A 20,471-nucleotide genomic window follows, 5' to 3' on the forward strand; every position below is an offset into this window, starting at 1 on the left:
CCCCCGGTCCCCGGCACCTGCCGGGTGGCCGGGGTCACCGGTGACCTCCCGCGCCTCTTCCCATGGGGCGTGTTTCCCGTGCTCCGCCCCGTAGACCCCCACGGGGGACGGCGTCACGCGACTCAAGGGTTTTCCACAGGCGGTTCGTGAGACGTGGGGTTTTCCCCAGAACCGCGTTCGGTGGCCGGAGGGGCCACGGCGTCGCCGTACCGTCCTGGGCGTGCGGACAACAGATCAGGCCACCGAGCGGTTCACGGCCGGGGCACGGCTACGGCTTCTGACGGTCTCGGGCCCTCGCGAACCGGCCACCTTCCCCTCGCTTGCGGGGCGTCCCGGGGGCCGTGAGGCCCTGTTCCCCGAAGCCGGGGGCGGGACGGGGCCGTCATACGCCGGGGTGGCCTTCGGGGACGACCCGCCTTCCGCGGGCGGAGACGGCGAAGCCGCTCCGGACGGCGGTCCCAGGGGCGGAGGCGGTCCTGCGAGCTGGTTGCGGTCGGCCCCGGTGCCGCCGTTCCCGCCCTCCTTCGAGGCCCTCCGTACGGCCGTCGCAGCCCAGGGGCCGGTGCTCGGGCTCAGCCGTTCCGGGCTGCGAGCCCTCGTGCTCGTCGCGATCGTCGCCGCCGCGGTCGCGGGCGTCCACCTGTGGCTGTCCCGGCCGGAGTCTGAGCCCCTCGCGCCGCCCGCACCGATCGCCGGTCCGTCCCCGGCCTCCCAGGAAACGGTGTCCCGTCCGCCCTCCGCACCGCTCACGACGGCGGTCCGGGCCGCGACCGGCCCTCCGGGGGTCCCCGAGGTCACCGTTCATGTCACCGGCAAGGTCCGTCGCCCCGGAGTGGTCACCCTGCCCGGCGGCTCCCGCGTCACCGACGCGCTCCGGGCTGTGGGAGGTGTGCGCGGAGGCGCTTCCTCGGGCTCCCTCAACCTCGCGCGCAGGCTGGTCGACGGAGAGCAGATCGTCGTCGGAGCGCCCAGGGCTCCGGGGGCCGTCGGCGCGATCACGCCCGTCCCCGCCGACCCGGCGGCCGTCGTCCTCGACCTCAACTCCGCGACCCCGCAGCAACTGGAACAGCTACCCGGGGTCGGTGAGGTGCTGGCCCAGCGCATCGTCGAGTACCGCGACGGCCACGGGGGTTTCCGGGGGATCGAGCAACTACGCGAGATCAGCGGCATCGGCGATCGGAAGTACGCCGACCTGAAGGACAGGGTCCACGTATGACCTGGTTGACCGGGCAGGCCGCGAACCCCGGCCAGGACACAGGCCAGGACACACCTGCGCGGGCGCACACCCTGCATCTGGTCCTGCCCGCCCTCGCCTCGTGGATGGCCGCTCTCGTGCTCGTGGGCTGCCCCGCGTCCATCGGGGCCTGCGCGGCTCTGACCGCCCTCGGTGGCGCGCTCCTGACGGCGGTGGCGATCCGCGCCCGGGGTCGTACGGCCTGGCGTGGGGTGGCACTCGCCGTGCTGGTGTGCGTGGCGGCAGCAGCCGGTGTGGTCGCCTTCCACGTGCACGCGGCCGATACGGGGCCGGTGGCCGAGCTGGCCCGGCGGCGGGTCTCGGCGACGTTCGAGGCGGTGGTGACGGACGACCCCCGGGAACGCGCCCAGCGTGGCGGCCTCTCCCGCAGGAGCGGCTTCGTGGTGCCCGCACGCGTCGAGGTGGTCAGGCAGACGTCCGGCACGGCGGGAGAACCGGGAGGTGCGGTGAGGCTGCGGGCCTCGGTGATCTTGCTGGCCACGGGAGAGGAGTGGCGTTCCCTGTTGCCCAGCCAGCGCGTAGCCGTACAAGGGCGGTTCGGGCCCGCGGAGCCCGGAGAACTGCTCGCCGCGGTGGTGCTGGTGCGGGGGCCGCCCCGGGTGCTGAGCGGGCCGTCGTGGGTCCAGCGCGTCGCCGGAGCGCTCCGTGCGGGGTTGCGTGAGGCCTCCGCGGTGCTTCCTCAGGGCCAGCGCGGCCTGCTGCCCGCACTGGTCGTCGGGGACATGTCCCAGATGGACGAACAGGTGAAGGCCGACTTCAAGCAGGCCGGTCTCAGCCATCTGACGGCCGTGTCCGGGGCCAACCTCGCAGTCGTGGCCGGGGCGGCCGTCGCGCTGGCCAGGATCATGGGCCTGCGTCTTCCGCTCAGGGCGGCGCTCGCCGTTCTCGCCATGGTCTTCTTCGCCGTCGTCGCCCGTCCTTCGCCCAGTGTGCTCCGTGCGCTGCTCATGGGCGGCGTCACCGCCCTGGCGCTCGGCACGGGCCGCGCACGCGACGGCTTCGCGGCCCTGTCGGTGACCGTTCTGGGGCTGATCCTCTTCGACCCCGGCCTCGCGCGCTCCTACGGCTTCGCCCTGTCGGTCTTCGCGACCGGCGGCATCCTGGTGCTCGCGCCGCGCTGGCGGGACCGGCTCGCCGGGCGACTGCCCCGCTGGGCCGCGGAGGCGGTCGCCGTGCCCGCGGCGGCACAGGTGGCGGTCACCCCGGTGCTGGTCCTGATGTCAGGGCAGATCGCCCCGGTCGCCGTCCCCGCGAACCTGCTCGCGGGGCCCGCCGTGGCACCCGCGACGCTGCTCGGGTTCGCCGCCTCGCTGACCGCGCCGCTGCACATGGGCGCCGCGCGGTTACTGGCCCGTCCCGCGGGTCTGGCCACCGGGTGGATCGTCGGTGTGGCGGAACGCGCGGCGGGCCTTCCCCTGGCGGTGTTCCCATGGCCCGGTGGCCTCGCCGGACTGGCCGCGCTGCTGGTGGCCGCGCCGCTCGCCGTGCTGGCGCTGCGGCGCCGGTGGTCACGCCGGGTGGTCGCCGCGGTGGCCGTCGGGGTGCTCCTCGCCGTCGTCGTGGCCGGATCGGTCGTGACCCGTCGTTCCTCCGGAGGCTGGCTGCTGGTCGCGTGCGATGTGGGCCAGGGTGACGCGCTGCTGGTCGCCGCGGGTCCCGGTCGCGCCGTGGTGGTCGACACGGGGCCGGATCCCGTGCGGATGGACCGCTGCCTGAGGTCCATGGGGGTCAGGCAGGTCCCGCTCGTCGTCCTCACCCACCCGCACTTCGACCACGTGGGCGGCCTGGACGGGGTCTTCCGCGGCCGGCCGGTCGGAGCGGTCGTGGTCACCCCGCGCGATGTGGCCGAGCGCGAGAGCGTCCGGCTGAGCGCGGACCTGACCCGCCGGGGAGTCGCCGAGTGGACGGCGCAGCCGGGGACGCGGTGGCGCTTCGGCCCCTCGGAGCTCACGGTCCTCGCACCGTGGGACGGGACGTCCCCGCCAGGGGGAGGGGAGGGCACGACCATAAACAACGCCAGCGTCGTGCTGCACGTGCGCTGGGCGGCCGGTACCGCGTTGCTCAGCGGGGACGTCGAGACCGAGGCGCAGGCCGAGCTGCTCAGGAGAGGTCTGCCGCGGGCTGACATCCTCAAGGTCCCCCACCATGGTTCGGCGAGATATGACCCCGGCTTTCTCGCGGCCACCGGTGCTCGCGCGGCACTGATCAGCGTGGGTGCGGGCAACGACTACGGCCACCCGGCTCCCTCCACCGTCACCGGGCTGCTGGCGCTCGGTATGCGGGTCTATCGGACGGACCTGTCAGGCACGCTGACCGTGGTCGCACGGGAGGCGGGGCTGGCCGTCGTCAGAGAGAGGTGACGTCTCTGGACGACCTTCGGCCCGGATACTCCCGGAGGAGCCGGGCGCCTTCGGGCGGATGCCGACGTCTTCGAGGAATCCCGGTGCTCTGGGACGTTCCCCGAGGCCTCGGCCGCCCTGGGACGGCCTGGACGCCGTCGGGTGACTCGGACGCCGTCGGGTGACTCGGACGCCGTCGGGCGGCCCGGCGTCTTGGGCGGCCTGAGTGCTCTCGGTGTCTGTGGACGCCGATCGACGTGCCCGGCGGAGAGTTAGGCTTTGCTTCATGATCAAAACATGGGACGCCACAGCACCGGGGGTGATGAGGCTGCCGTCGGGGCGGCTCGTCCGGGGCCGGGGCCTTCGGTACCCGCTTCCCGAAGGGGAAAGACCCGTCTTCGCGCTCTACCTTCTGGGACGACGGCCTCCCGTCGTCAGCTGGGAGCACCGCTGGCTCCGCTGGCCCGACTTCTGGCTTCCGTCCGACCGGACGGAGGCCGTCGAGGCGCTGCGTGAGGTCTGGGAGCGTGCCGGAAGCGAGCGGGTCGAGGTCGCCTGCGGCGGTGGGCGTGGCCGTACGGGCACGGCTCTGGCCTGTGTCGCGGTGCTGGACGGGGTTCCGGCCGCGGAGGCGGTCGCCTACGTTCGTGAGCACTACGCCGCAGGGGCCGTCGAGACGCCCTGGCAACGCCGCTACGTGGCCCGATTTCCATGACGACGGCGAACGACGGTCTTCCGGCCTGGCCGCTACCGGACGCGCCTGAGGACCTTGTCGTCCACGAAGGGCAGTTCCACCGGGTGATCGTCGGCGCGGACCGGGTCGTGTGCCTGCCGCGCACCAGGGCGGCGGCCTCCCGGCTGCCCCGGCGCGTGGAGGTGCTGCGGCTGCTCGCGGAACTCGACCTCGGGTTCGCCACGCCCTCACCTCTGTTCGAACACGGCACCCGGGACACGGACGGGCGATCGGCCCCCGGGGACGCGCTTCTCGGATACGGCACCGGAGACGTGGACGGATGGCCTTTTCTCGTCCTCAGCCGTGTTCCCGGGGCTCCGCTCGAGGTGGACACGCTCAAGGACCCAGCCGTGGCCGAGGCCGTGGCGGCACGGTACGTCACGCTGCTGGCCTCACTGGCCGGGGCGGGTTCGGACGAGAGGGCGCGGGCCGCCCTGACGGCGCCCCGGGACCGCTGGCGGTGTTTCGCACAGGATGTCAGGAGTGAGCTGTTCGGGCTCATGTCGCAGGACGGGCGGCGGCGGGCCGACCGGGAACTCGTGGCCCTCGACGACCTTCCGCATCTCACCGACGCGCTGGTGCACGGCGACCTCGGTGTGGAGAACGTCCTGTGGGAGATCGTCGATGGACGGCCCCGGCTCGGCGGGGTGGTCGACTGGGACGAGGTCACGATCGGAGACCAGGCCGAGGACCTGGCGGCGATCGGCGCCGGTCACGGCGGGGCCTTCCTGAGACGGGTGTTCGCCCTCGGTGGCTGGTCCGGTGACACGGCGGCCCGTGTCACCGTGATCGGCCGGACCTTCGCCCTGCAGCAGGCCCTGTCCGCCTTCCGGGACGAGGACGAGGAAGAACTGGCGGACGGCCTGTCCGCCTACCGTTGAGTCCGCCGGGGTCTCCGGGTCAGACCGGGACCGCGGTCTCAAGGGGACGGTGGAACTCGGTGTCGATGTCGGCGGCGTAGAGGGAACGGCCGCAGGGGGAGCAGCGATACATGATCGGCCCCTCGTCGAGGGCCGTGCCGCAGTGCGGACAGGTGTGACGGCTGACGGTGGAATTCATTGGGAATCTCTCCTCTGTTCACCTGGAGTGTGCCGCACGCCGCCTGCGGATCGGTTGCGAATCGCTTGTCGATCGATACTCGGGTTTGTTCGCCTCGGGCGGCGCGGGTCGCCGGAGCGGGGCCGAGGAGACGCCGCACACGTGGCACAGGCCGAATCTCCGGCACTCATGCCGGGGAGCGCGTCAATCGACTGGCCGCACGTGGCATGCTGCTGGACATGGCGGCGACCAACCCAGCACCGGTGACCCTGGTAGTCGGAGACGAGGAACTCCTCGCGGACCGCGCGGTCGGCGAGGTGGTCGCCGCGGCGCGGGCGTCCGACGCGGGGGCCGAGGTCCACGACCTGGTCGGCGGGAAGGTACAGCCGGGGGAGCTGACCCAGCTGACCTCGCCGTCACTGTTCGGTGACAGGTCGGTGGTGGTGATCCGCTCCGCGCAGGACCTCGTCAAGGAGGTGATCGCGGAGATCGTCTCCTACACCGCGAACCCGTCTGAGGACACCGTGCTGGTCCTGGTCCACCCCGGCGGGGTCAAGGGCAAGGCACTGGTCGACGGCGTCAAGAAGGCCGGTGCCCACATGGTCACCGTGGCCAAGGTCACCAAGCCGGCGGAACGGCTCGCCTTCGTCAAGGCGGAGCTGAGGCGGGCGGGGCGCACCATCGGCGGTGACGCGGCGGCCGCGCTGCTCGACGCGGTGGGGAACGATCTGCGGGAACTCGCCGCAGCCTGCAACCAACTCGCCTTCGACACGCCGGGCAAGACCATCGACGAGGCGGCCGTCGCCCGCTACCACCGGGGGCGGGCCGAGGTCAGCGGATTCACCGTCGCGGACTCCGCCGTCGAGGGGCGACTGGGTGACGCCCTTGAGCAGTTGCGCTGGGCGCTGGCCACCGGCACGGCGCCCGTTCTGCTGGTGAGCGCGCTCGCCGGAGGCCTGCGTTCGCTGGCGAAGGTCGGCGGGGCGCCGCGCAACATGCGTGGCGGGCAGCTCGCCAGTCACCTCGGCATGCCTCCCTGGAAGGTCGACCGGGTACAGCGGCAGCTGAACGGCTGGGGTCCTGAGGGGATCGCCCGCGCCCTTCAGGCGACCGCGACGGCCGACGAACAGGTCAAGGGTGGCGGCGCCGATCCCGCCTACGCGCTTGAGCACATGGTGCAGATCGTCGTCGCCAGCCGTACCGGCCGTTAGCCCGCGTCGGGGGTCGAGGAGAGGCGGGCGCGGCGGAACGCCGGGAGCTGGCCCGCGACCGTCGCGGCCAGCGCCAGGAAGAAACCGGTCAGCTGGAGCGGGCTCAACGACTGGTTCAAGACGATCCAACCGGCCAGGGCGGCGGTGAGCGGGCTGAGGGTGCCCAGCAGGGAGACCTGCGGGGGCGCCAGACGGCCGACCCCGCGAAACCACAGACTGTAGGCGGCGGCCGTACCGACGAGGCCCAGCCAGGCGTAGCCGGCGACGGCGGCGCCGTCCAGCGTGGGAGGCGGCCCCTCGACGGCGAAGGCGACCGGGGCGATCATGAGGCCGCCCGCGGTGAGCTGCCAGCCGGTGAGGGCCAGGTCTCCGACGCCGGGTGGTTTGCCCCACGCACGGGTGAGGACGACCCCGGCGGCCATGCCGGTCGCGCCGAGCAGACCCGCGGCGACTCCCGTGACGTCGAGGGCGGCGTTGGCCCTCAGCACCACGAGGGAGACGCCCACGGTGGCCGCGATCGCGGCGGCGACACGGTGGAGCGAGACGGTCTCGCGGAGCACGGCGCGGGTGAGCCCGGCGACGATGAGCGGCTGGATGGAGCCGAGGACGGCCGCGACCCCGCCGGGCAGCCGGTAGGCGGACAGGAACAGCAGCGGGAAGAACAGGCCGATGTTGAGCCCGCCGAGCACCGCCGCTCGCCACCACCAGTCGCCGCGGGGCAGCGTGCGTGTCACGGCCACCAGGAGCAGCCCGGCGGGGAGCGCGCGCATCAGGGCGGTGAACAGCGGGCGCTCCGGAGGGAGCAGCACGGTGGTCACGACGTAGGTCGTGCCCCAGACCGCCGGGGCGAGTGCGGTGACGGCCACCAGGGCGGCACGGGGGGAGGGCACGGAATCTCCTTCAGAAGCCTCGACGTCAATTAACTTAGTATTGAGTTAATCGACATCAAGCTATGTGATCGCGCGGACCCTCCGAGCCGCCCAAAGGGGACAAAACAAGAACGCCGCGCCCCGTAGGGCGCGGCGTTCCGAAGAACCCTGGACTACTTGGCGGCCGCGAGGGCGGCGGCGCGCTGGGCGATCGCCGACTTGCGGTTGGCAGCCTGGTTCTTGTGGATGACGCCCTTGCTGGCGGCCTTGTCCAGCTGGCGGGAAGCGGCGCGCATGAGCACGACGGCCTCGTCGACGTTGCCCTGGTCGGCGGCCTCGCGGAACTTGCGGACGGCCGTCTTCAGGGAAGACTTGACAGCCTTGTTACGCAGCCGGGCCTTCTCGTTCTGCCGGTTGCGCTTGATCTGGGACTTGATGTTCGCCACGAAGAAGCCTCGGTGAATGTCGTCGGAGTGGGGCGCGCGGGCAGAGAGGGCGCGCCACACGCAGTTGAATAGGCTACCAATCACCCGGGTGGTCGCTCAAATCGACAACCTGGGCGTAGGAGTGTTCACCCAGCTTACCGTGTCCGCCTCCGGCCGCGTGCGCGCATCGCCGCCGGAGAGTCGTCGGAGAGCCGTCAGGGGGCCGCCGGTCTGGAAGGAGGGCTTCGGTGGCGTCAGGGGTTGAACCAGGAGTCCTCATACTCCTTCCAGTCCTCGGGTGTGGCGGCGAAGTCCACGTAGAGCGCCAGCCCGAACAGCTCCCGGCGGGTCCCGTGCGAGGTCAGTGCCAGTCTGGCGCCCTCGGCCGCCGTCGCGACGCTCTCCGCCGCGTCCCCCCAGACCACGCCGTGGTCGTGGTAGGCGGGTGCGCCGATCAGCACCGTCTTGTCGTCCGGCACGAGGCCGAGCGCCAGGGTGCCCTGCCGTACGACGTGGCCGCCGTAGAGGATCGTGGAGGGGTAGTAGGAGTCGTAGGTCATGATGGCCACCTGGTCGGTACGGGAGGCCACATCCCTGAAGTAGTCCGGGGACCAGTACTTGTCGTGGCCGATGGCCAGACGCGCGACGGGCCGGGTGAACGGGAACGGCTCGATCTGGGGCGTCGAGACGGAGAGCAGGTCCTTGCCGACGATCTGGCGGGTCCGGTCGAGCAGGTCGAGGAAGCCGGCGTCGCCGTCCCCGACCGGTTCGAAGTCGTAGTGCACGCCGTCGTAGCCCACGGCCATGACCGCGCGGGCGCCGTCGAGCACCCGCTGGCGCGCGGCCGCGTCGCCGAGGCTGAGGCGGCCGTTCACCTTCTGCCCCAGCCACGCCGAGACCCGGACGCCGGGAAGCCGCGCGTGGATCTCCTTGAGGAAGGCGGCGGCCCCGGAGTACTTCTCGGGGGAAAGCGCGCCGTCGAGGCCGAACGGGCCCGAATGGACGTACAGGTCCTTGATCCCGGTGCCGCGCAGCCGTACGGCCAGGGCCTTGACGTCGGCGGCGTCCTTGCGGCCGTCCACCCACATGTGACCGAGCCACAGGGCGTCATGGCCCGTGCTCTTCGCCCACGGGGCGGGCGTCCCGGTAAACTGGATCGTGAGGGTGGCCGCTGCCACCCCGGGCAGCACAAGGAGCACGGCCGCGACCGCCACGAGAAGGCGCAGGCCGCGTCGTGCTCTGGTCCGGGTAATCACCCGGACATGTCACCATGGAGAACGGCTGGTATGCCAGCCGTAGATCGTCGTCAATCCCGTCGAAACGGACACCGGTGCGCATTCAGCCTGGCCAGACCGATCCCGCGGTGATCCGCAACTTCTGCATCATCGCGCACATCGACCATGGCAAGTCAACGCTTGCCGACCGCATGTTGCAGATCACCGGCGTGGTCGACGACCGCTCCATGCGCGCCCAGTATCTCGACCGGATGGACATCGAGCGCGAGCGCGGCATCACGATCAAGTCGCAGGCGGTCAGGCTGCCGTGGCAGGTCGACGGCGCCGACTACGTCCTCAACATGATCGACACCCCCGGGCACGTCGACTTCACCTACGAGGTCTCCCGCTCCCTGCAGGCGTGCGAGGGCGCGATCCTGCTGGTCGACGCCGCGCAGGGCATCGAGGCGCAGACGCTGGCCAACCTCTACCTGGCCATGAACAACGACATGACGATCATCCCGGTGCTCAACAAGATCGACCTCCCGGCCGCCCAGCCGGAGAAGTACGCCGCGGAGATCGCCCACCTCATCGGCTGTGAGCCCGAGGACGTCCTGAAGGTGTCCGGCAAGACCGGCGTCGGCGTCAGGGAGCTGCTCGACCACGTCGTCGAGCGGGTCCCCGCCCCGGTCGGCGAGGCCGCCGCCCCCGCCCGCGCGCTGATCTTCGACTCCGTCTACGACACCTACCGCGGCGTGGTCACCTACGTCCGGGTCATGGACGGCCACCTGGGCAAGCGTGAGCGCATCCTGATGATGTCCAGCGGCGCCACCCACGAGACCCTGGAGATCGGCGTCATCTCCCCCGAGCCCAAGATCGCGGACAAGGGCCTCGGCGTCGGTGAGGTGGGCTACCTGATCACCGGCGTGAAGGACGTGCGCCAGTCGCGGGTGGGTGACACCGTCACCTCGGGCGCGCAGCCCGCCGCGAAGCCGCTCAGCGGTTACGAGCACCCCAAGCCGATGGTGTTCTCCGGCCTCTACCCGATCGACGGCGACGACTACCCCGAGCTCCGCGAGGCGCTGGACAAGCTGCAGCTCAACGACGCGGCCCTGGTCTACGAGCCGGAGACCTCGGCGGCGCTCGGCTTCGGCTTCCGCTGCGGCTTCCTCGGCCTGCTCCACATGGAGATCGTCAGAGAGCGCCTTGAGCGGGAGTTCAACCTCTCCCTCATCTCCACCGCGCCCAACGTGATCTACCGGGTGATCATGGAGGACGCCAAGGAGTTCACGGTCACCAACCCCTCGGAGTTCCCCACGGGCAAGGTGGACAAGGTCTTCGAGCCGATGGTCAAGGCGACCGTGCTGGTCCCCTCCGAGTTCATCGGCGCCATCATGGAGCTGTGCCAGAACCGCAGAGGCAATCTGCAGGGCATGGACTACCTGTCCGAGGACCGGGTCGAGATCCGTTACACCATGCCGCTCGGCGAGATCATCTTCGACTTCTTCGACCAGCTCAAGTCCCGCACGCGCGGCTACGCCTCGCTCGACTACGAGCCCTCCGGCGAGCAGGAGTCCGAGCTGGTCAAGGTCGACATCCTGCTCCAGGGCGAGGCGGTCGACGCCTTCAGCGCCATCGTCCACAAGGACAAGGCCTACTCCTACGGCGTCGAGATGGCCAAGAAGCTTCGCGAGCTCATCCCGAGGCAGCAGTTCGAGGTGCCGATCCAGGCCGCCATCGGCGCCCGGGTCATCGCCAGGGAGAACATCCGCGCCATCCGCAAGGACGTGCTCGCCAAGTGCTACGGCGGCGACATCTCCCGTAAGCGCAAGCTGCTGGAGAAGCAGAAGGAGGGCAAGAAGCGGATGAAGATGGTCGGCCGTGTCGAGGTCCCCCAGGAGGCCTTCGTCGCCGCACTGTCCACCGAGTCCTCCTCGGCGGACAAGCCGAAGAAGTGAGATGCGACGCCCCCGCCCGCGAGGAGCGCGGACGGGGGCGTCGGGGTGGTGCGGGCGGGGCGGCCGATGACCCAGGATCGCCGGCCCCGCCCGGTCTCAGGGGAGACTCAGCGCAGGACCTTGTAGAGCGCCGAGGTGAGGGACGCCTTGTCGTCGTCCTGGTCGATGGACCACATCATCGAGCCGCCCAGGCCCCGCAGGCGGATGTAGGCCGCCTTCTGGAGCACCGTGGCCGGGTCGTCGTAGGACCAGAACTCGTTGCCGTCGTAGAGCCAGTTGGCGCCGGTCAGCACGTCGCGGTAGCGCTTTCCTGGCTTCTTGACCAGGTTCTTGTAGTCGTCGGTGCCCGCCGCCCAGGTGCCCTGCGCGGGGCCGGTCGCGGGCTTGAACAGGCCGTTGCCGCCCGCGGTCACACCGGTCCAGCCCTGGCCGTACGCCGGGATGCCGACCACGATCTTCTTCGCCGAGGCGCCGCGGTTCAGGTAGTCGCGCACGGTCTGCTCGACGCTGTACTTCACCGTGTTGGGGTCGCGCCGGTCGGTGAACAGGTTGCCGTTGTGACCGGTGATCGGGTCCCACGAGCCGCGCAGGTCGTAGCCCTGGATGGTGGCGAAGGTGAGGTTCTTGAAGACGTCGCGGACCTCGAAGCCCGCGTCGATCTTCGGTCCGCCCGCGGGCAGGAAGGCCGTCAGCTCACTGCGCCGGTCGTACTGGTTGAGCTGGCGGCGCAGCTCGGTGGTGAACAACGTGAAGTTGTGCTTGTCCTCGGGCCTGACGACGTTGCCCTCGTTGCCCTCGCTGCCGGGCCACTCCCAGTCGAGGTCGATGCCGTCGAACACGCCCGCCCCGGTGCCGGCCGCGGTGTCGGGCAGGTTGCCGCGAAGCCACAGGTCGATGCAGGAGGCGGCCAGCTTGGCGCGGCTCTCCTCGGTGAGGACGGCGTCGGAGAAGTACTTCGAGCCGCTCCAGCCGCCGAGGGAGATCAGGGCCTTGAGGCCGGGGTGCTTGGCCTTGAGCTTCTTGAGCTGGTTCAGGTTGCCGTTCAGAGCCTGGCCTGGGGCGTCGGCGACGCCGTCCACGCTCTGCTCGGCGGGTACCGGTCGCTGCCAGTCGGCCCAGGCGTCCGAGGAGACGCACGTACCCTCGGCGCTGACGGACCCGAAGGCGTAGTTGATGTGGGTCAGTTTCGCCGCCGCGCCGCTGGTCTCCATGTCCTTGACGTGGTAGTTGCGTCCGTAGACGCCCCACTGGATGAAGTAGGCGACCCGCTTGAAGCGGTCACCGTGGCCGGTGTTGGTCTGGGCCTGGGCGGGCGCCGGGGCGGCGGTGGCCGCGAGACCGGCGGCCAGGGCCGCGGCGAGCGTGTTCCGGAGGAGTCTCTGCACGGGCTTCTCCACGTTGCCTGGGGGGCCTTGGGGGGTGGAACTTATAGGAAACTTTCCTTTAAGTTTTCCCGGATCGTAGACCTGGGCGATCTACCCGTCAACGGTCTGGCCGGATCCGGCGTACCGGGCACCGCGTCCGGGGCGGCAGACTTGGTCACGTGCCATCCACACTTCCCGACGGCGATCCGGTACCCCCCTCGGGTGACCTGCCGGAGAGCGCGCTCCACGGCCTGGGGGAGCGGCCCTTCGGCTTCTACGTCCACGTCCCCTTCTGCGTGACCCGGTGCGGCTACTGCGACTTCAACACCTACACCGCCTCGGAGCTGGGCCCCGGCGCCTCCCGCGAGGACTACGCGCGCACCGCGATCAGAGAGGTACGGCGAGCACGTGCCAACCTCGGCGAGGCCGACCTGCCGGTCCGGACCGTCTTCTTCGGCGGGGGCACCCCCACCCTGCTGCCCGCGGCCGACCTGGTCGCAATCCTGAAGGTGATCGGGGAGGAGTTCGGCCTCGCGCCGGGCGCCGAGGTGACCACCGAGGCCAATCCCGAGTCGGTCGGTCCGGCCTACCTTGAGGAGCTGCGCGACGGCGGGTTCACCCGGATGAGCTTCGGCATGCAGAGCGCCCGCGAGCACGTGCTGCGGGTCCTCGAACGGGCGCACACCCCCGGCCGCCCGGCCCAGGCCGTCGCGGAGGCCCGTGCGGCGGGGTTCGAGCACGTCAACCTGGATCTGATCTACAGCACGCCGGGGGAGAGCGACGACGACTGGCGGGCCTCACTGGCCGCCGCGATCGAGGCGGGGCCCGATCATGTGTCGGCCTACTCGCTGATCGTGGAGGACGGCACCAGGCTGGCGGCCAGGATCCGGCGAGGCGAGCTGCCGATGCCGGACGACGACGTGGCCGCCGACCGCTATCTCATCGCCGACGGCATGCTCGCCGAGGCCGAGTTCGAGTGGTACGAGGTGTCCAACTGGGCCACCTCGGAGGCGGCGCGCTGCAGGCACAACCTGCTGTACTGGACCGGCGGCGACTGGTGGGGGGTCGGTCCCGGAGCGCACAGCCACGTCGGGGGCACCCGGTGGTGGAACGTCAAGCATCCGGCGGCCTACGCCCAGCGCCTGACCTCCGGTGCCTCGCCCGCGCACGCCCGCGAGGTGCTCACCTCGCAGGACAGGGCGGTCGAGCGCCTGATGCTGGAGCTGAGACTCTCCGCGGGCTTCCCGCTTCGCGAGCTGGACAGGCCGAGGGTCGTCGCCAGAGCCCTGGCGGACGGCCTGCTCGAAGTGGAGCCGTTCAAGACCGGGCGGGCGGTGCTCACGCTGCGGGGCCGCCTGCTGGCCGACGCCCTGGTGCGCGACCTGACCTGACCGGTACGGGACTCAGCTCACGAACCGGATGTTCAGCGGGTAACGGTAGCTCTCTCCGCGGTTGGCCGCGACGGCGGCGATGATCATCAGGATGAGTGAGCCGATCCAGACCAGCGGCATCAGCAGGAAGCCGATCAGCACGAAGGCCAGCACCCAGGAGACCAGATAGGCGATCATCAGGGTGAGCTGGAAGTTCAGCGCCTCGGCCGCCTGGGCCCGCACGTAGGGGGCCTCGTCCCGCTTGGCGAGGTAGAGCACCAGCGGACCGACGAACGAGGTCAGCAGGCCCAGCAGGTGGGCGAGCATCGCCATGGTCGTGTCGTCGGTGCCCGGACGCGGGCCCTGCCCGCCGTAACCGCCGTAACCGGGCACGCCGTACCCCTGGTGACCGTACGGCCAGCCGCCCTGGGGCGGGTACCCCTGGTATCCCTGCCCGGGAGGAGGCCCGGGGTAGGGCCCGGGGGGAGGGCCTGGAGGGGGGCCGGGCTGAGGGCCGGGCCACGCTCCGTACCCAGGCCGGGGGTGCTCCTCGTGCGGGAACCGCTCGGGATTGTCGCTCATGGCCATCTCCTCGATGGGGTGGGTCAGTCGTCCTGGGCGGGGTCGGTCACGAAGTCGATCAGCCGCTCGACCGGGCCGAGGAGCTCCGGTTCGAGATCGGCGTAGGTGGTGACCGATCCGAGGATGCGGCGCCAGGCCTCCGCGGGATCGACGCCCCATCCGAGGGCGGCGATGACGCCCTCCTTCCACGGCAGGCCACGCGGCACCCGGGGCCAGGCGTCGATCCTCAGCGCCGACGGTTTGACGGCCTGCCAGACGTCCACGAACGGGTGCCCGGCGACCAGCACGTGGGGCGAGGAGACCTCGGCCGCTATCCGGCTCTCCTTGGACCCGGCGACCAGATGGTCGACGAGCACACCGAGACGACGCTCAGGGCCGGGCCCGAACTCCGCGACGATCTCGGGGAGGTGGTCGACGCCCTCGAGGTACTCGACCACGACGCCCTCGACGCGCAGGTCGTGTCCCCAGACCTTCTCGACCAGCGCGGCGTCGTGCACGCCCTCCACGTAGATCCGGCTCTCCCTGGCGACCCGGGCCCGCAGGCCCTCGACCGCGATGGAGCCGGAGGCGCTGCGCCGTGGCCCCTGGGGCCCCTGGGGTCCCCGGGAGCCCGGAGACGCGGCGGCGGGCCGTACCAGGGTCACCGTCCTGCCTTCGAGGAGGAACGCGGCCGGGTCGAGCGGGAACAGGCGCCGCCGCCCGAAGCGGTCCTCCAGGGTGACGGCCTCCTTGTCGCAGGCGACCACGGCGCCGCAGAAGCCGCTCTCGGCGTCCTCGACGACCAGGTCGGGCTCGGCGGGGACCTGGGGGATCCTCCCCTTGAGGGGACGACGCCAGTTTCCCGCCAGCACGTCACGCTCGTACATCACCGGCCGTCAGCCACCTCTCGCAGGGGATCACGTGGGACGGTAGCAAAGAGCGGGCCTCACCTGCCGTAGGCTCCGGGCTGTCCCCACTGGGCCGCCGCGGCCGCGGCCTGGCGCTTGCGGGCGCCGCTGCGCTTGACCAGCACGACGATCGTCACGATGACGGCCAGCAGGAACCCGATCCCCGGCACGCCGAACAGCATCAGCGTGCCGCTGATCACCGAGTCGGCCACGATCTCCTTGCCCACGCCGAACTTGGCGTCGACCCCGCCCGAGGTGGTGCAGGTGATCGGGTAGTCGCCCGCCTTGTCCACCCCGATCCGCAGGGCGAGCTCCCACAGCTGCCCGTCGGCGGTGACGGTCTGCTGGAAGCTCGGCCGCTGGAGCTTGACGGTTCCCGGGGCGCCCTCGATCTGGCACTCGAAGTTCGTGCCCTTGGCCGCGGCGACGTAGATGGCGGGCTTGTTCGCCGGGTCGATGCTGACGGTCGTCTTCTGGTCGGGGCCGAAGGAGGAGGTCGGGGCGGCTTCGGTGACCGCGTTGAAGAGACCGCCCGCGAAACCGACGAAGCCAATGATCACGCTCAGCACGAAGAGCAGCCACACGCCGACGATCCAGCCGACGCTGGGCTTCACCTTCGGCGGCGGGCCCTGGGGGGCGCCGTATCCCGGGGGCGGGTAGCCGAAGGAGGGGCCGCCCTGCTGGTACTGCTGTTGCTGCTGGTGGGGCTGGCCGTACGGCTGCTGGGGGGTGCCGTAACCCGAAGGGGATCCGAAATCATTGGACATATACCTAATTGTGGCCCTTACCACTTGGATAGCGATAGCAGCTGACTTGACAATGGCTTGCTCCAGGACCCGCTCCCGCCCATCCTGGTGCCGTGTTATCGCACCCCCCGGGCTGGAGCCGTACACTTGGCACTCGGGAACACCGAGTGCCAGACCTGGCGTTTCCCGTCCGAGCGCAGGTAGGAGGTGAGCACGTTGGTTGACGACCGCAAGCTGGCGGTCCTACGCGCCATCGTCGAGGACTACGTGTCCACCAATGAGCCGGTCGGCTCGAAGGCTCTCGCGGAGCGTCACAACCTGGGTGTGTCCCCCGCGACCATCCGCAACGACATGGCGGTGCTGGAGGAGCAGGGCTACATCGCCCAGCCCCACACCAGCGCGGGCCGGGTGCCGACGGACAAGGGCTACCGGCTGTTCGTCGACCGCCTCTCCCAGGTGAAGCCGCTGTCCGGCGCGGAGAGGAGGGCCATCGAGAGCTTCCTCGCGGGCGCCGTCGACCTCGACGACGTCGTGATGCGCACGGTACGGCTGCTGGCCCAGCTGACCCGTCAGGTCGCCGTGGTCCAGTACCCCACGATCTCCAACTCCAAGGTCCGCCACGTCGAGCTGGTCCCGCTGAACGAGCACCGCCTGATGTTCGTGCTCATCACCAACACCGGGCGGGTCGAGCAGCGCGTGGTGGAGCTGCAGGAGGTCATCGACGACAACCGCGTGGCGCACCTGCGCGCGGTGCTCAACGCCTGCCTGGACGGCTGCGGGCTGGCCAGTGTTCCCGACATGGTCGCCGACCTGCCAGAACGGCTGCCAGCCGAGGACAGGCCCGTCGCGGCCACCATCCTTTCGGTCCTGCTTGAGTCCCTTGTGGACCGGCATGATGAGAAGATCGTTTTCGCCGGGGCCGCCAATCTCGCGGGGGCCGACTTCACCGTCGGGCTCCGCGACGTGCTGGAGGCCCTGGAGGAGCAGGTGGTGCTCATGCGCCTGCTCGGTGAGACCTCGGACCTGTCGGCGCTGACGGTGCGCATCGGCTCGGAGAACCCCTACACGGGTCTCCAGGGCACATCCATCGTCGCCGCCGGATACGGTTCGGGTGGCAAGCAACTGGCCCGGCTCGGTGTGCTGGGTCCGACACGTATGGACTACCCGGTCACGATGGGCGCGGTGCGCGCGGTGGCACGCTACGTCAGCCAGATCCTGGCTGCATCCTAAGAGGTCAACTAAGTGGCTACTAAGAGTGACTACTACGGCACCCTGGGGGTGCGGCGCGACGCCAGCGCGGAGGAGATCAAGAAGGCCTACCGCCGCCTGGCCAGGGAACTGCATCCCGATGTGAACCCCGACCCTGAGACCCAGGAGCGGTTCAAGGACATCACCCAGGCCTACGAGGTGCTGTCCGACCCCAACAAGCGTCAGATGTACGACATGGGCGCCGACCCGTTCTCCTCGGGCGGCGCGGGCGCCGGAGGCTTCGGCGCCGGCTTCCCCTTCAGCGACATCATGGACGCCTTCTTCGGCGCGGCGGGCGGTGGCGCGGGGCGCGGTCCCCGCTCGCGGGCCCGCAGGGGCCGCAACGCCACCATCAGGGTCGAACTCGACCTGCGGGAGGCGGCCTTCGGCACGACCCGCGAGCTGGTGGTCGACACCGCGATCCTGTGCGAGGTCTGCACCGGCTCCGGCGCGGCGGCGGGCACCCACCCCGACACCTGTGACGTCTGCCACGGGCGCGGCGAGGTCTCCCAGGTCACCCGGTCCTTCCTCGGCCAGGTCATGACCTCCCGTCCCTGCCCGCAGTGCGGCGGGTTCGGTTCGATCATCCGCAACCCCTGCCAGGAGTGCTCCGGCGACGGCCGGGTCCGCACCCGGCGGACCATCAAGGTCCGCATCCCCGCGGGAGTCGAGGACGGCACCCACATCCAGCTCGCCGGCGAGGGCGAGATCGGTCCCGGCGGCGGCCCGCCCGGTGACCTGTTCCTGGAGATCGTCGAGCGCCCCCACGAGACGTTCGAGCGCCGCGGCGACGACCTGCACTGCACCGTGCAGATCCCGATGACCGCCGCCGCGCTCGGCACGATCCTGACGCTGGAGACACTCGACGGCGCCGAGGAGCTGGACGTCCGCCCCGGCACCCAGTCCGGGCAGACCATCCCGCTGTACGGCAAGGGCATCCAGCGCCTCAACGAGACCGGCAGGGGAGACCTGCTGATCCACGTCAACGTCGAGACTCCCGCCCGTCTCGACCAGGCTCAGGAGGAGCTCCTGCGCGAGCTGGCCAGGCTCCGCGGCGAGGAACGCCCGCCCGGCAAGTTCGCCCCCGGCCAGCAGGGCTTCTTCTCCCGCCTGCGGGACGCCTTCAATGGCCGCTGATCCGGCGGGCGCCCGCGGGGCCTGTGAGGGCCGATGACGGTTCCGGTCTTCCTGGCGGAGCCGGGTGACCTGGCCCGGCGGGAGTTCGTCTTCGGCGGCCCCGAGGGCCGCCACGCGGCTGCCGTACGGCGGCTGCGGGCGGGGGAGCGGCTCGACCTCACCGACGGCGCGGGGGCGGTCGCCGAGTGCGTCGTGCTCGACGCGGGCAAGGACTCGCTCCGGGTGGAGGTGCTGCGCCGCTACGAGGTCGTGCCGCCGCGCCCCCGCCTGGTCGTCGTGCAGGGCCTGCCCAAGGGCGACAGGGGAGAGCTGGCCGTCGAGATGATGACCGAGGCCGGGGTCGACGTGATCGTCCCCTGGTCCGCCGCCAGGTGCGTCACCCAGTGGAAGGGCGAGCGCGCGGCCAAGTCCCTGGCCCGCTGGCGCTCGACCGCGCGGGAGGCGGGCAAGCAGTCCCGACGCTTCCTGCTGCCCGAGGTGACCGAACCCGCGACGACCTCCCGGGTCGCCGCCCTGCTGGCGGAGGCCGCGCTCGGCGTCGTGCTGCACGAGGAGGCCGCCACGCCGCTGTCCACCCTTCCCCTGCCCGCAGGGGACGACAGCGACATCGGAGACGTCGTCGTGGTCGTCGGTCCCGAGGGCGGCGTCACCGATGAGGAGATCGCCGCCTTCCGTGAGGCGGGGGCGGTGGCCGCGCTGCTCGGGCCCACGGTGTTGCGCACCTCGACGGCGGGCGTCGCCGCCGCGGCAGTGCTACAGGCCCGTACCGGCCGCTGGTGACGGGGCTCGCCGGGGCGCGAACGCCTCAGGGACGGGCCGCGGGGGCGGGAGAGGAGTCCGTCTGCACCGGGGTCCGCTGGGGGTCCTGAGGGCACTCGCCGGCCGCGCAGGGAGCCTCGGAGGGGCCACCCGTCTCCGAGGGCTCCGGCGGGGCCGGGGTCTCGGTCGGCTCCCCACACCCCTTCTGCGTCTCCTCGGGCTCGACCGTGGTGCCGGGAGAGGTCGTCCCGCAGGTCGGCGACGGTGACGGCTTGGGAGTCCTGGACGGCTTCGCCGACGGCTTCGGACTCGGCGTCCCCGACTTCGAGGCCACCGGAGGCGCGGGAGGCGTGACGCCGGGCCTGGCCGGGGCGGGGGACGGCCCGGTGGTCCGCAGCGGAGGCCGCGACGTCGCGGACATCTCCGGGCTCGTCGGCACGGTGAAGTTGACCTCGTTGCTGTGGACCTGCTTCGTGTCGTGACGGAACTGCGGCACGACCACCACGACCGCCGCCGCGACGAGGACGGCCCCGGCGACGGAGGCTCCGGCGCGCCACCACATCAGCCCGCGGAGCCCGCGTCGCTCTATGCGGGCGCGGATGATCTCCAGACCGTCAGGGGAGGGAACGACCGAGTTCGCCTCCGCGCTCAGGGCACGGCGGAGAAGCTCGCCGTACTCGTCGTCGGGGGAGTCGGTCATGACAGTTGCTCCAGTGAGGTTCGTAGGGCGGCCATGCCGCGAGCCGTGTGACTCTTGACCGCGCCTTTGCTGATGCCCATCGCGTGGGCGATCTGCGCTTCCGACAGGTCACCGTAGTACCGCAGGACCAGGGCCTCCCGCTGCCGGGCGGGCAGGCCGCGAAGCGCCTCGATGACGGCGGACCTCTCCAGTTCGCCGATGGCGCCGTTCTCGGCGCTCGGCGCGTCGGGCAGGCCCTTCGGGGCGTACTTCTCAACGACCGCCCGGTGCCGCAGCACGGAGCGTGATCTGTTGACGACCGATTGGCGCAGGTAGGCGAGTGCCTTGTCGGTGTCACGCAGGCGGCGCCAGGCGCCGTGGATGGCGACGAACGCGTCCTGCACGACTTCCTCCGCGGTTGCCATGTCGCGGACGAGCAAAACTGCGAGACGCACAAGAGACCGATAGTGCGCGCTGTAGAGCGCGGTCACGGCCATGTCGGCGTCCCAACCGACGGGCACCGCCCCCAGCGACCTGTCGGCCACGAGGGTCTCGGTGGTCACATCAGTGGGACGCTCGGCCTTCCCAGAGGGTTTACGCTCTGCCGGTTCATTAGGGGGCATGACCCAGTCGTGTCCTCGCCAGGCGGCCACATCG

Annotated in this window: 20 protein-coding genes; 10 read left to right on the forward strand and 10 right to left on the reverse strand. The window is 71.2% G+C overall.

Annotated features, from left to right (window positions below; all coding sequences use genetic code 11):
- Positions 1–220: 220 nt before the first annotated feature.
- The 4 genes from ABT340_RS01045 (at position 221) to ABT340_RS01060 (ending at position 5,208) form a co-directional block, all read left to right on the forward strand.
- The gene (locus ABT340_RS01045) at positions 221–1,216 is read left to right on the forward strand and encodes a helix-hairpin-helix domain-containing protein (protein WP_352008586.1); all 996 of its coding nucleotides are present in this window, start codon (positions 221–223) and stop codon (positions 1,214–1,216) included.
- Positions 1,213–3,615 carry a ComEC/Rec2 family competence protein gene (locus ABT340_RS01050; protein ID WP_352008587.1) on the forward strand — a complete coding sequence of 801 codons (2,403 nt, stop codon included), beginning with the start codon at positions 1,213–1,215 and terminating at the stop codon, positions 3,613–3,615. The genes ABT340_RS01045 and ABT340_RS01050 overlap by 4 nt, the downstream gene beginning before the upstream one ends.
- Before the next feature lie 265 nt (positions 3,616–3,880).
- Positions 3,881–4,309: a protein-tyrosine phosphatase family protein gene (locus tag ABT340_RS01055; RefSeq protein ID WP_352008588.1), complete on the forward strand. Its 429-nt coding sequence runs from the start codon at positions 3,881–3,883 to the stop codon at positions 4,307–4,309.
- Positions 4,306–5,208, forward strand: coding sequence for a phosphotransferase family protein (locus ABT340_RS01060; RefSeq protein WP_352008589.1), 903 nt, complete (start codon positions 4,306–4,308; stop codon positions 5,206–5,208). Before ABT340_RS01055 ends, ABT340_RS01060 begins: the two co-directional genes overlap by 4 nt.
- Positions 5,209–5,227: 19 nt before the next feature.
- On the opposite strand, the gene ABT340_RS01065 is transcribed toward ABT340_RS01060, so the two are convergent.
- On the reverse strand, positions 5,228–5,386 hold the full coding sequence (locus tag ABT340_RS01065; RefSeq protein ID WP_352008590.1) for a hypothetical protein: 159 nt from the start codon (positions 5,384–5,386) through the stop codon (positions 5,228–5,230).
- Positions 5,387–5,604: 218 nt separating this feature from the next.
- Here ABT340_RS01065 and holA point away from each other — a divergent pair, with 218 nt between their 5' ends.
- Entirely contained in the window at positions 5,605–6,576 is a 972-nt protein-coding gene (gene holA, locus ABT340_RS01070; RefSeq protein WP_352008591.1) for a DNA polymerase III subunit delta, read from the forward strand.
- Here holA and ABT340_RS01075 read toward each other — a convergent pair.
- From ABT340_RS01075 to ABT340_RS01085, 3 genes are all read right to left on the reverse strand, one after another.
- The gene (locus ABT340_RS01075; RefSeq protein WP_352008592.1) at positions 6,573–7,466 is read right to left on the reverse strand and encodes an EamA family transporter; all 894 of its coding nucleotides are present in this window, start codon (positions 7,464–7,466) and stop codon (positions 6,573–6,575) included. The two genes, holA and ABT340_RS01075, sit on opposite strands and share 4 nt — an antisense overlap.
- Positions 7,467–7,618: 152 nt before the next feature.
- Positions 7,619–7,891 carry a 30S ribosomal protein S20 gene (rpsT, locus tag ABT340_RS01080; RefSeq protein ID WP_352008593.1) on the reverse strand — a complete coding sequence of 91 codons (273 nt, stop codon included), beginning with the start codon at positions 7,889–7,891 and terminating at the stop codon, positions 7,619–7,621.
- Between the two features lie 233 nt (positions 7,892–8,124).
- Positions 8,125–9,126 carry a glycoside hydrolase family 18 protein gene (locus ABT340_RS01085; RefSeq protein WP_352008594.1) on the reverse strand — a complete coding sequence of 334 codons (1,002 nt, stop codon included), beginning with the start codon at positions 9,124–9,126 and terminating at the stop codon, positions 8,125–8,127.
- A gap of 74 nt (positions 9,127–9,200) precedes the next feature.
- On the opposite strand from ABT340_RS01085, the gene lepA reads away from it, so the two are divergent.
- Positions 9,201–11,042 carry a translation elongation factor 4 gene (lepA, locus tag ABT340_RS01090; protein WP_352008595.1) on the forward strand — a complete coding sequence of 614 codons (1,842 nt, stop codon included), beginning with the start codon at positions 9,201–9,203 and terminating at the stop codon, positions 11,040–11,042.
- A gap of 107 nt (positions 11,043–11,149) precedes the next feature.
- On the opposite strand, the gene ABT340_RS01095 is transcribed toward lepA, so the two are convergent.
- Complete coding sequence (locus ABT340_RS01095; protein ID WP_352008596.1) at positions 11,150–12,427, reverse strand: glycoside hydrolase family 18 protein; 1,278 nt, start codon at positions 12,425–12,427, stop codon at positions 11,150–11,152.
- A 158-nt stretch (positions 12,428–12,585) separates the two neighbouring features.
- Between ABT340_RS01095 and hemW the strand changes: the two genes are divergently transcribed.
- On the forward strand, positions 12,586–13,797 hold the full coding sequence (gene hemW / locus ABT340_RS01100) for a radical SAM family heme chaperone HemW (protein WP_352008597.1): 1,212 nt from the start codon (positions 12,586–12,588) through the stop codon (positions 13,795–13,797).
- Positions 13,798–13,809: 12 nt separating this feature from the next.
- On the opposite strand, the gene ABT340_RS01105 is transcribed toward hemW, so the two are convergent.
- From ABT340_RS01105 to ABT340_RS01115, 3 genes are read right to left on the reverse strand one after another with little or no spacing between them, the layout of a single operon-like run.
- The gene (locus ABT340_RS01105) at positions 13,810–14,358 is read right to left on the reverse strand and encodes a DUF4870 domain-containing protein (protein ID WP_352008598.1); all 549 of its coding nucleotides are present in this window, start codon (positions 14,356–14,358) and stop codon (positions 13,810–13,812) included.
- A gap of 23 nt (positions 14,359–14,381) precedes the next feature.
- Positions 14,382–15,224 carry a DUF3097 domain-containing protein gene (locus ABT340_RS01110; protein ID WP_352009439.1) on the reverse strand — a complete coding sequence of 281 codons (843 nt, stop codon included), beginning with the start codon at positions 15,222–15,224 and terminating at the stop codon, positions 14,382–14,384.
- Between the two features lie 59 nt (positions 15,225–15,283).
- Positions 15,284–16,012, reverse strand: a complete 729-nt coding sequence (locus ABT340_RS01115; protein ID WP_352008599.1) for a hypothetical protein — start codon at positions 16,010–16,012, stop codon at positions 15,284–15,286.
- A gap of 195 nt (positions 16,013–16,207) precedes the next feature.
- Between ABT340_RS01115 and hrcA the strand changes: the two genes are divergently transcribed.
- Genes hrcA through ABT340_RS01130 form a run of 3 tightly spaced genes read left to right on the forward strand, consistent with a single transcriptional unit; the run spans position 16,208 to position 19,156 of the window.
- A complete protein-coding gene (gene hrcA, locus ABT340_RS01120) occupies positions 16,208–17,221 on the forward strand; it encodes a heat-inducible transcriptional repressor HrcA (protein ID WP_352009440.1) in 1,014 nt (337 codons plus the stop codon).
- Between the two features lie 12 nt (positions 17,222–17,233).
- Entirely contained in the window at positions 17,234–18,376 is a 1,143-nt protein-coding gene (dnaJ, locus tag ABT340_RS01125) for a molecular chaperone DnaJ (protein WP_352008600.1), read from the forward strand.
- Positions 18,377–18,409: 33 nt separating this feature from the next.
- The gene (locus tag ABT340_RS01130; RefSeq protein WP_352008601.1) at positions 18,410–19,156 is read left to right on the forward strand and encodes a 16S rRNA (uracil(1498)-N(3))-methyltransferase; all 747 of its coding nucleotides are present in this window, start codon (positions 18,410–18,412) and stop codon (positions 19,154–19,156) included.
- Positions 19,157–19,181: 25 nt separating this feature from the next.
- Here ABT340_RS01130 and ABT340_RS01135 read toward each other — a convergent pair whose 3' ends face one another.
- Together ABT340_RS01135 and ABT340_RS01140 are read right to left on the reverse strand one after the other, a co-directional pair.
- The gene (locus tag ABT340_RS01135; RefSeq protein ID WP_352008602.1) at positions 19,182–19,835 is read right to left on the reverse strand and encodes a hypothetical protein; all 654 of its coding nucleotides are present in this window, start codon (positions 19,833–19,835) and stop codon (positions 19,182–19,184) included.
- A complete protein-coding gene (locus tag ABT340_RS01140) occupies positions 19,832–20,311 on the reverse strand; it encodes a SigE family RNA polymerase sigma factor (RefSeq protein ID WP_184719763.1) in 480 nt (159 codons plus the stop codon). Before ABT340_RS01140 ends, ABT340_RS01135 begins: the two co-directional genes overlap by 4 nt.
- Positions 20,312–20,471: the final 160 nt, after the last annotated feature.

It is taken from the genome of Streptosporangium sp. NPDC000239 (genome assembly GCF_040300765.1).
GTDB lineage: Bacteria > Actinomycetota > Actinomycetes > Streptosporangiales > Streptosporangiaceae > Streptosporangium.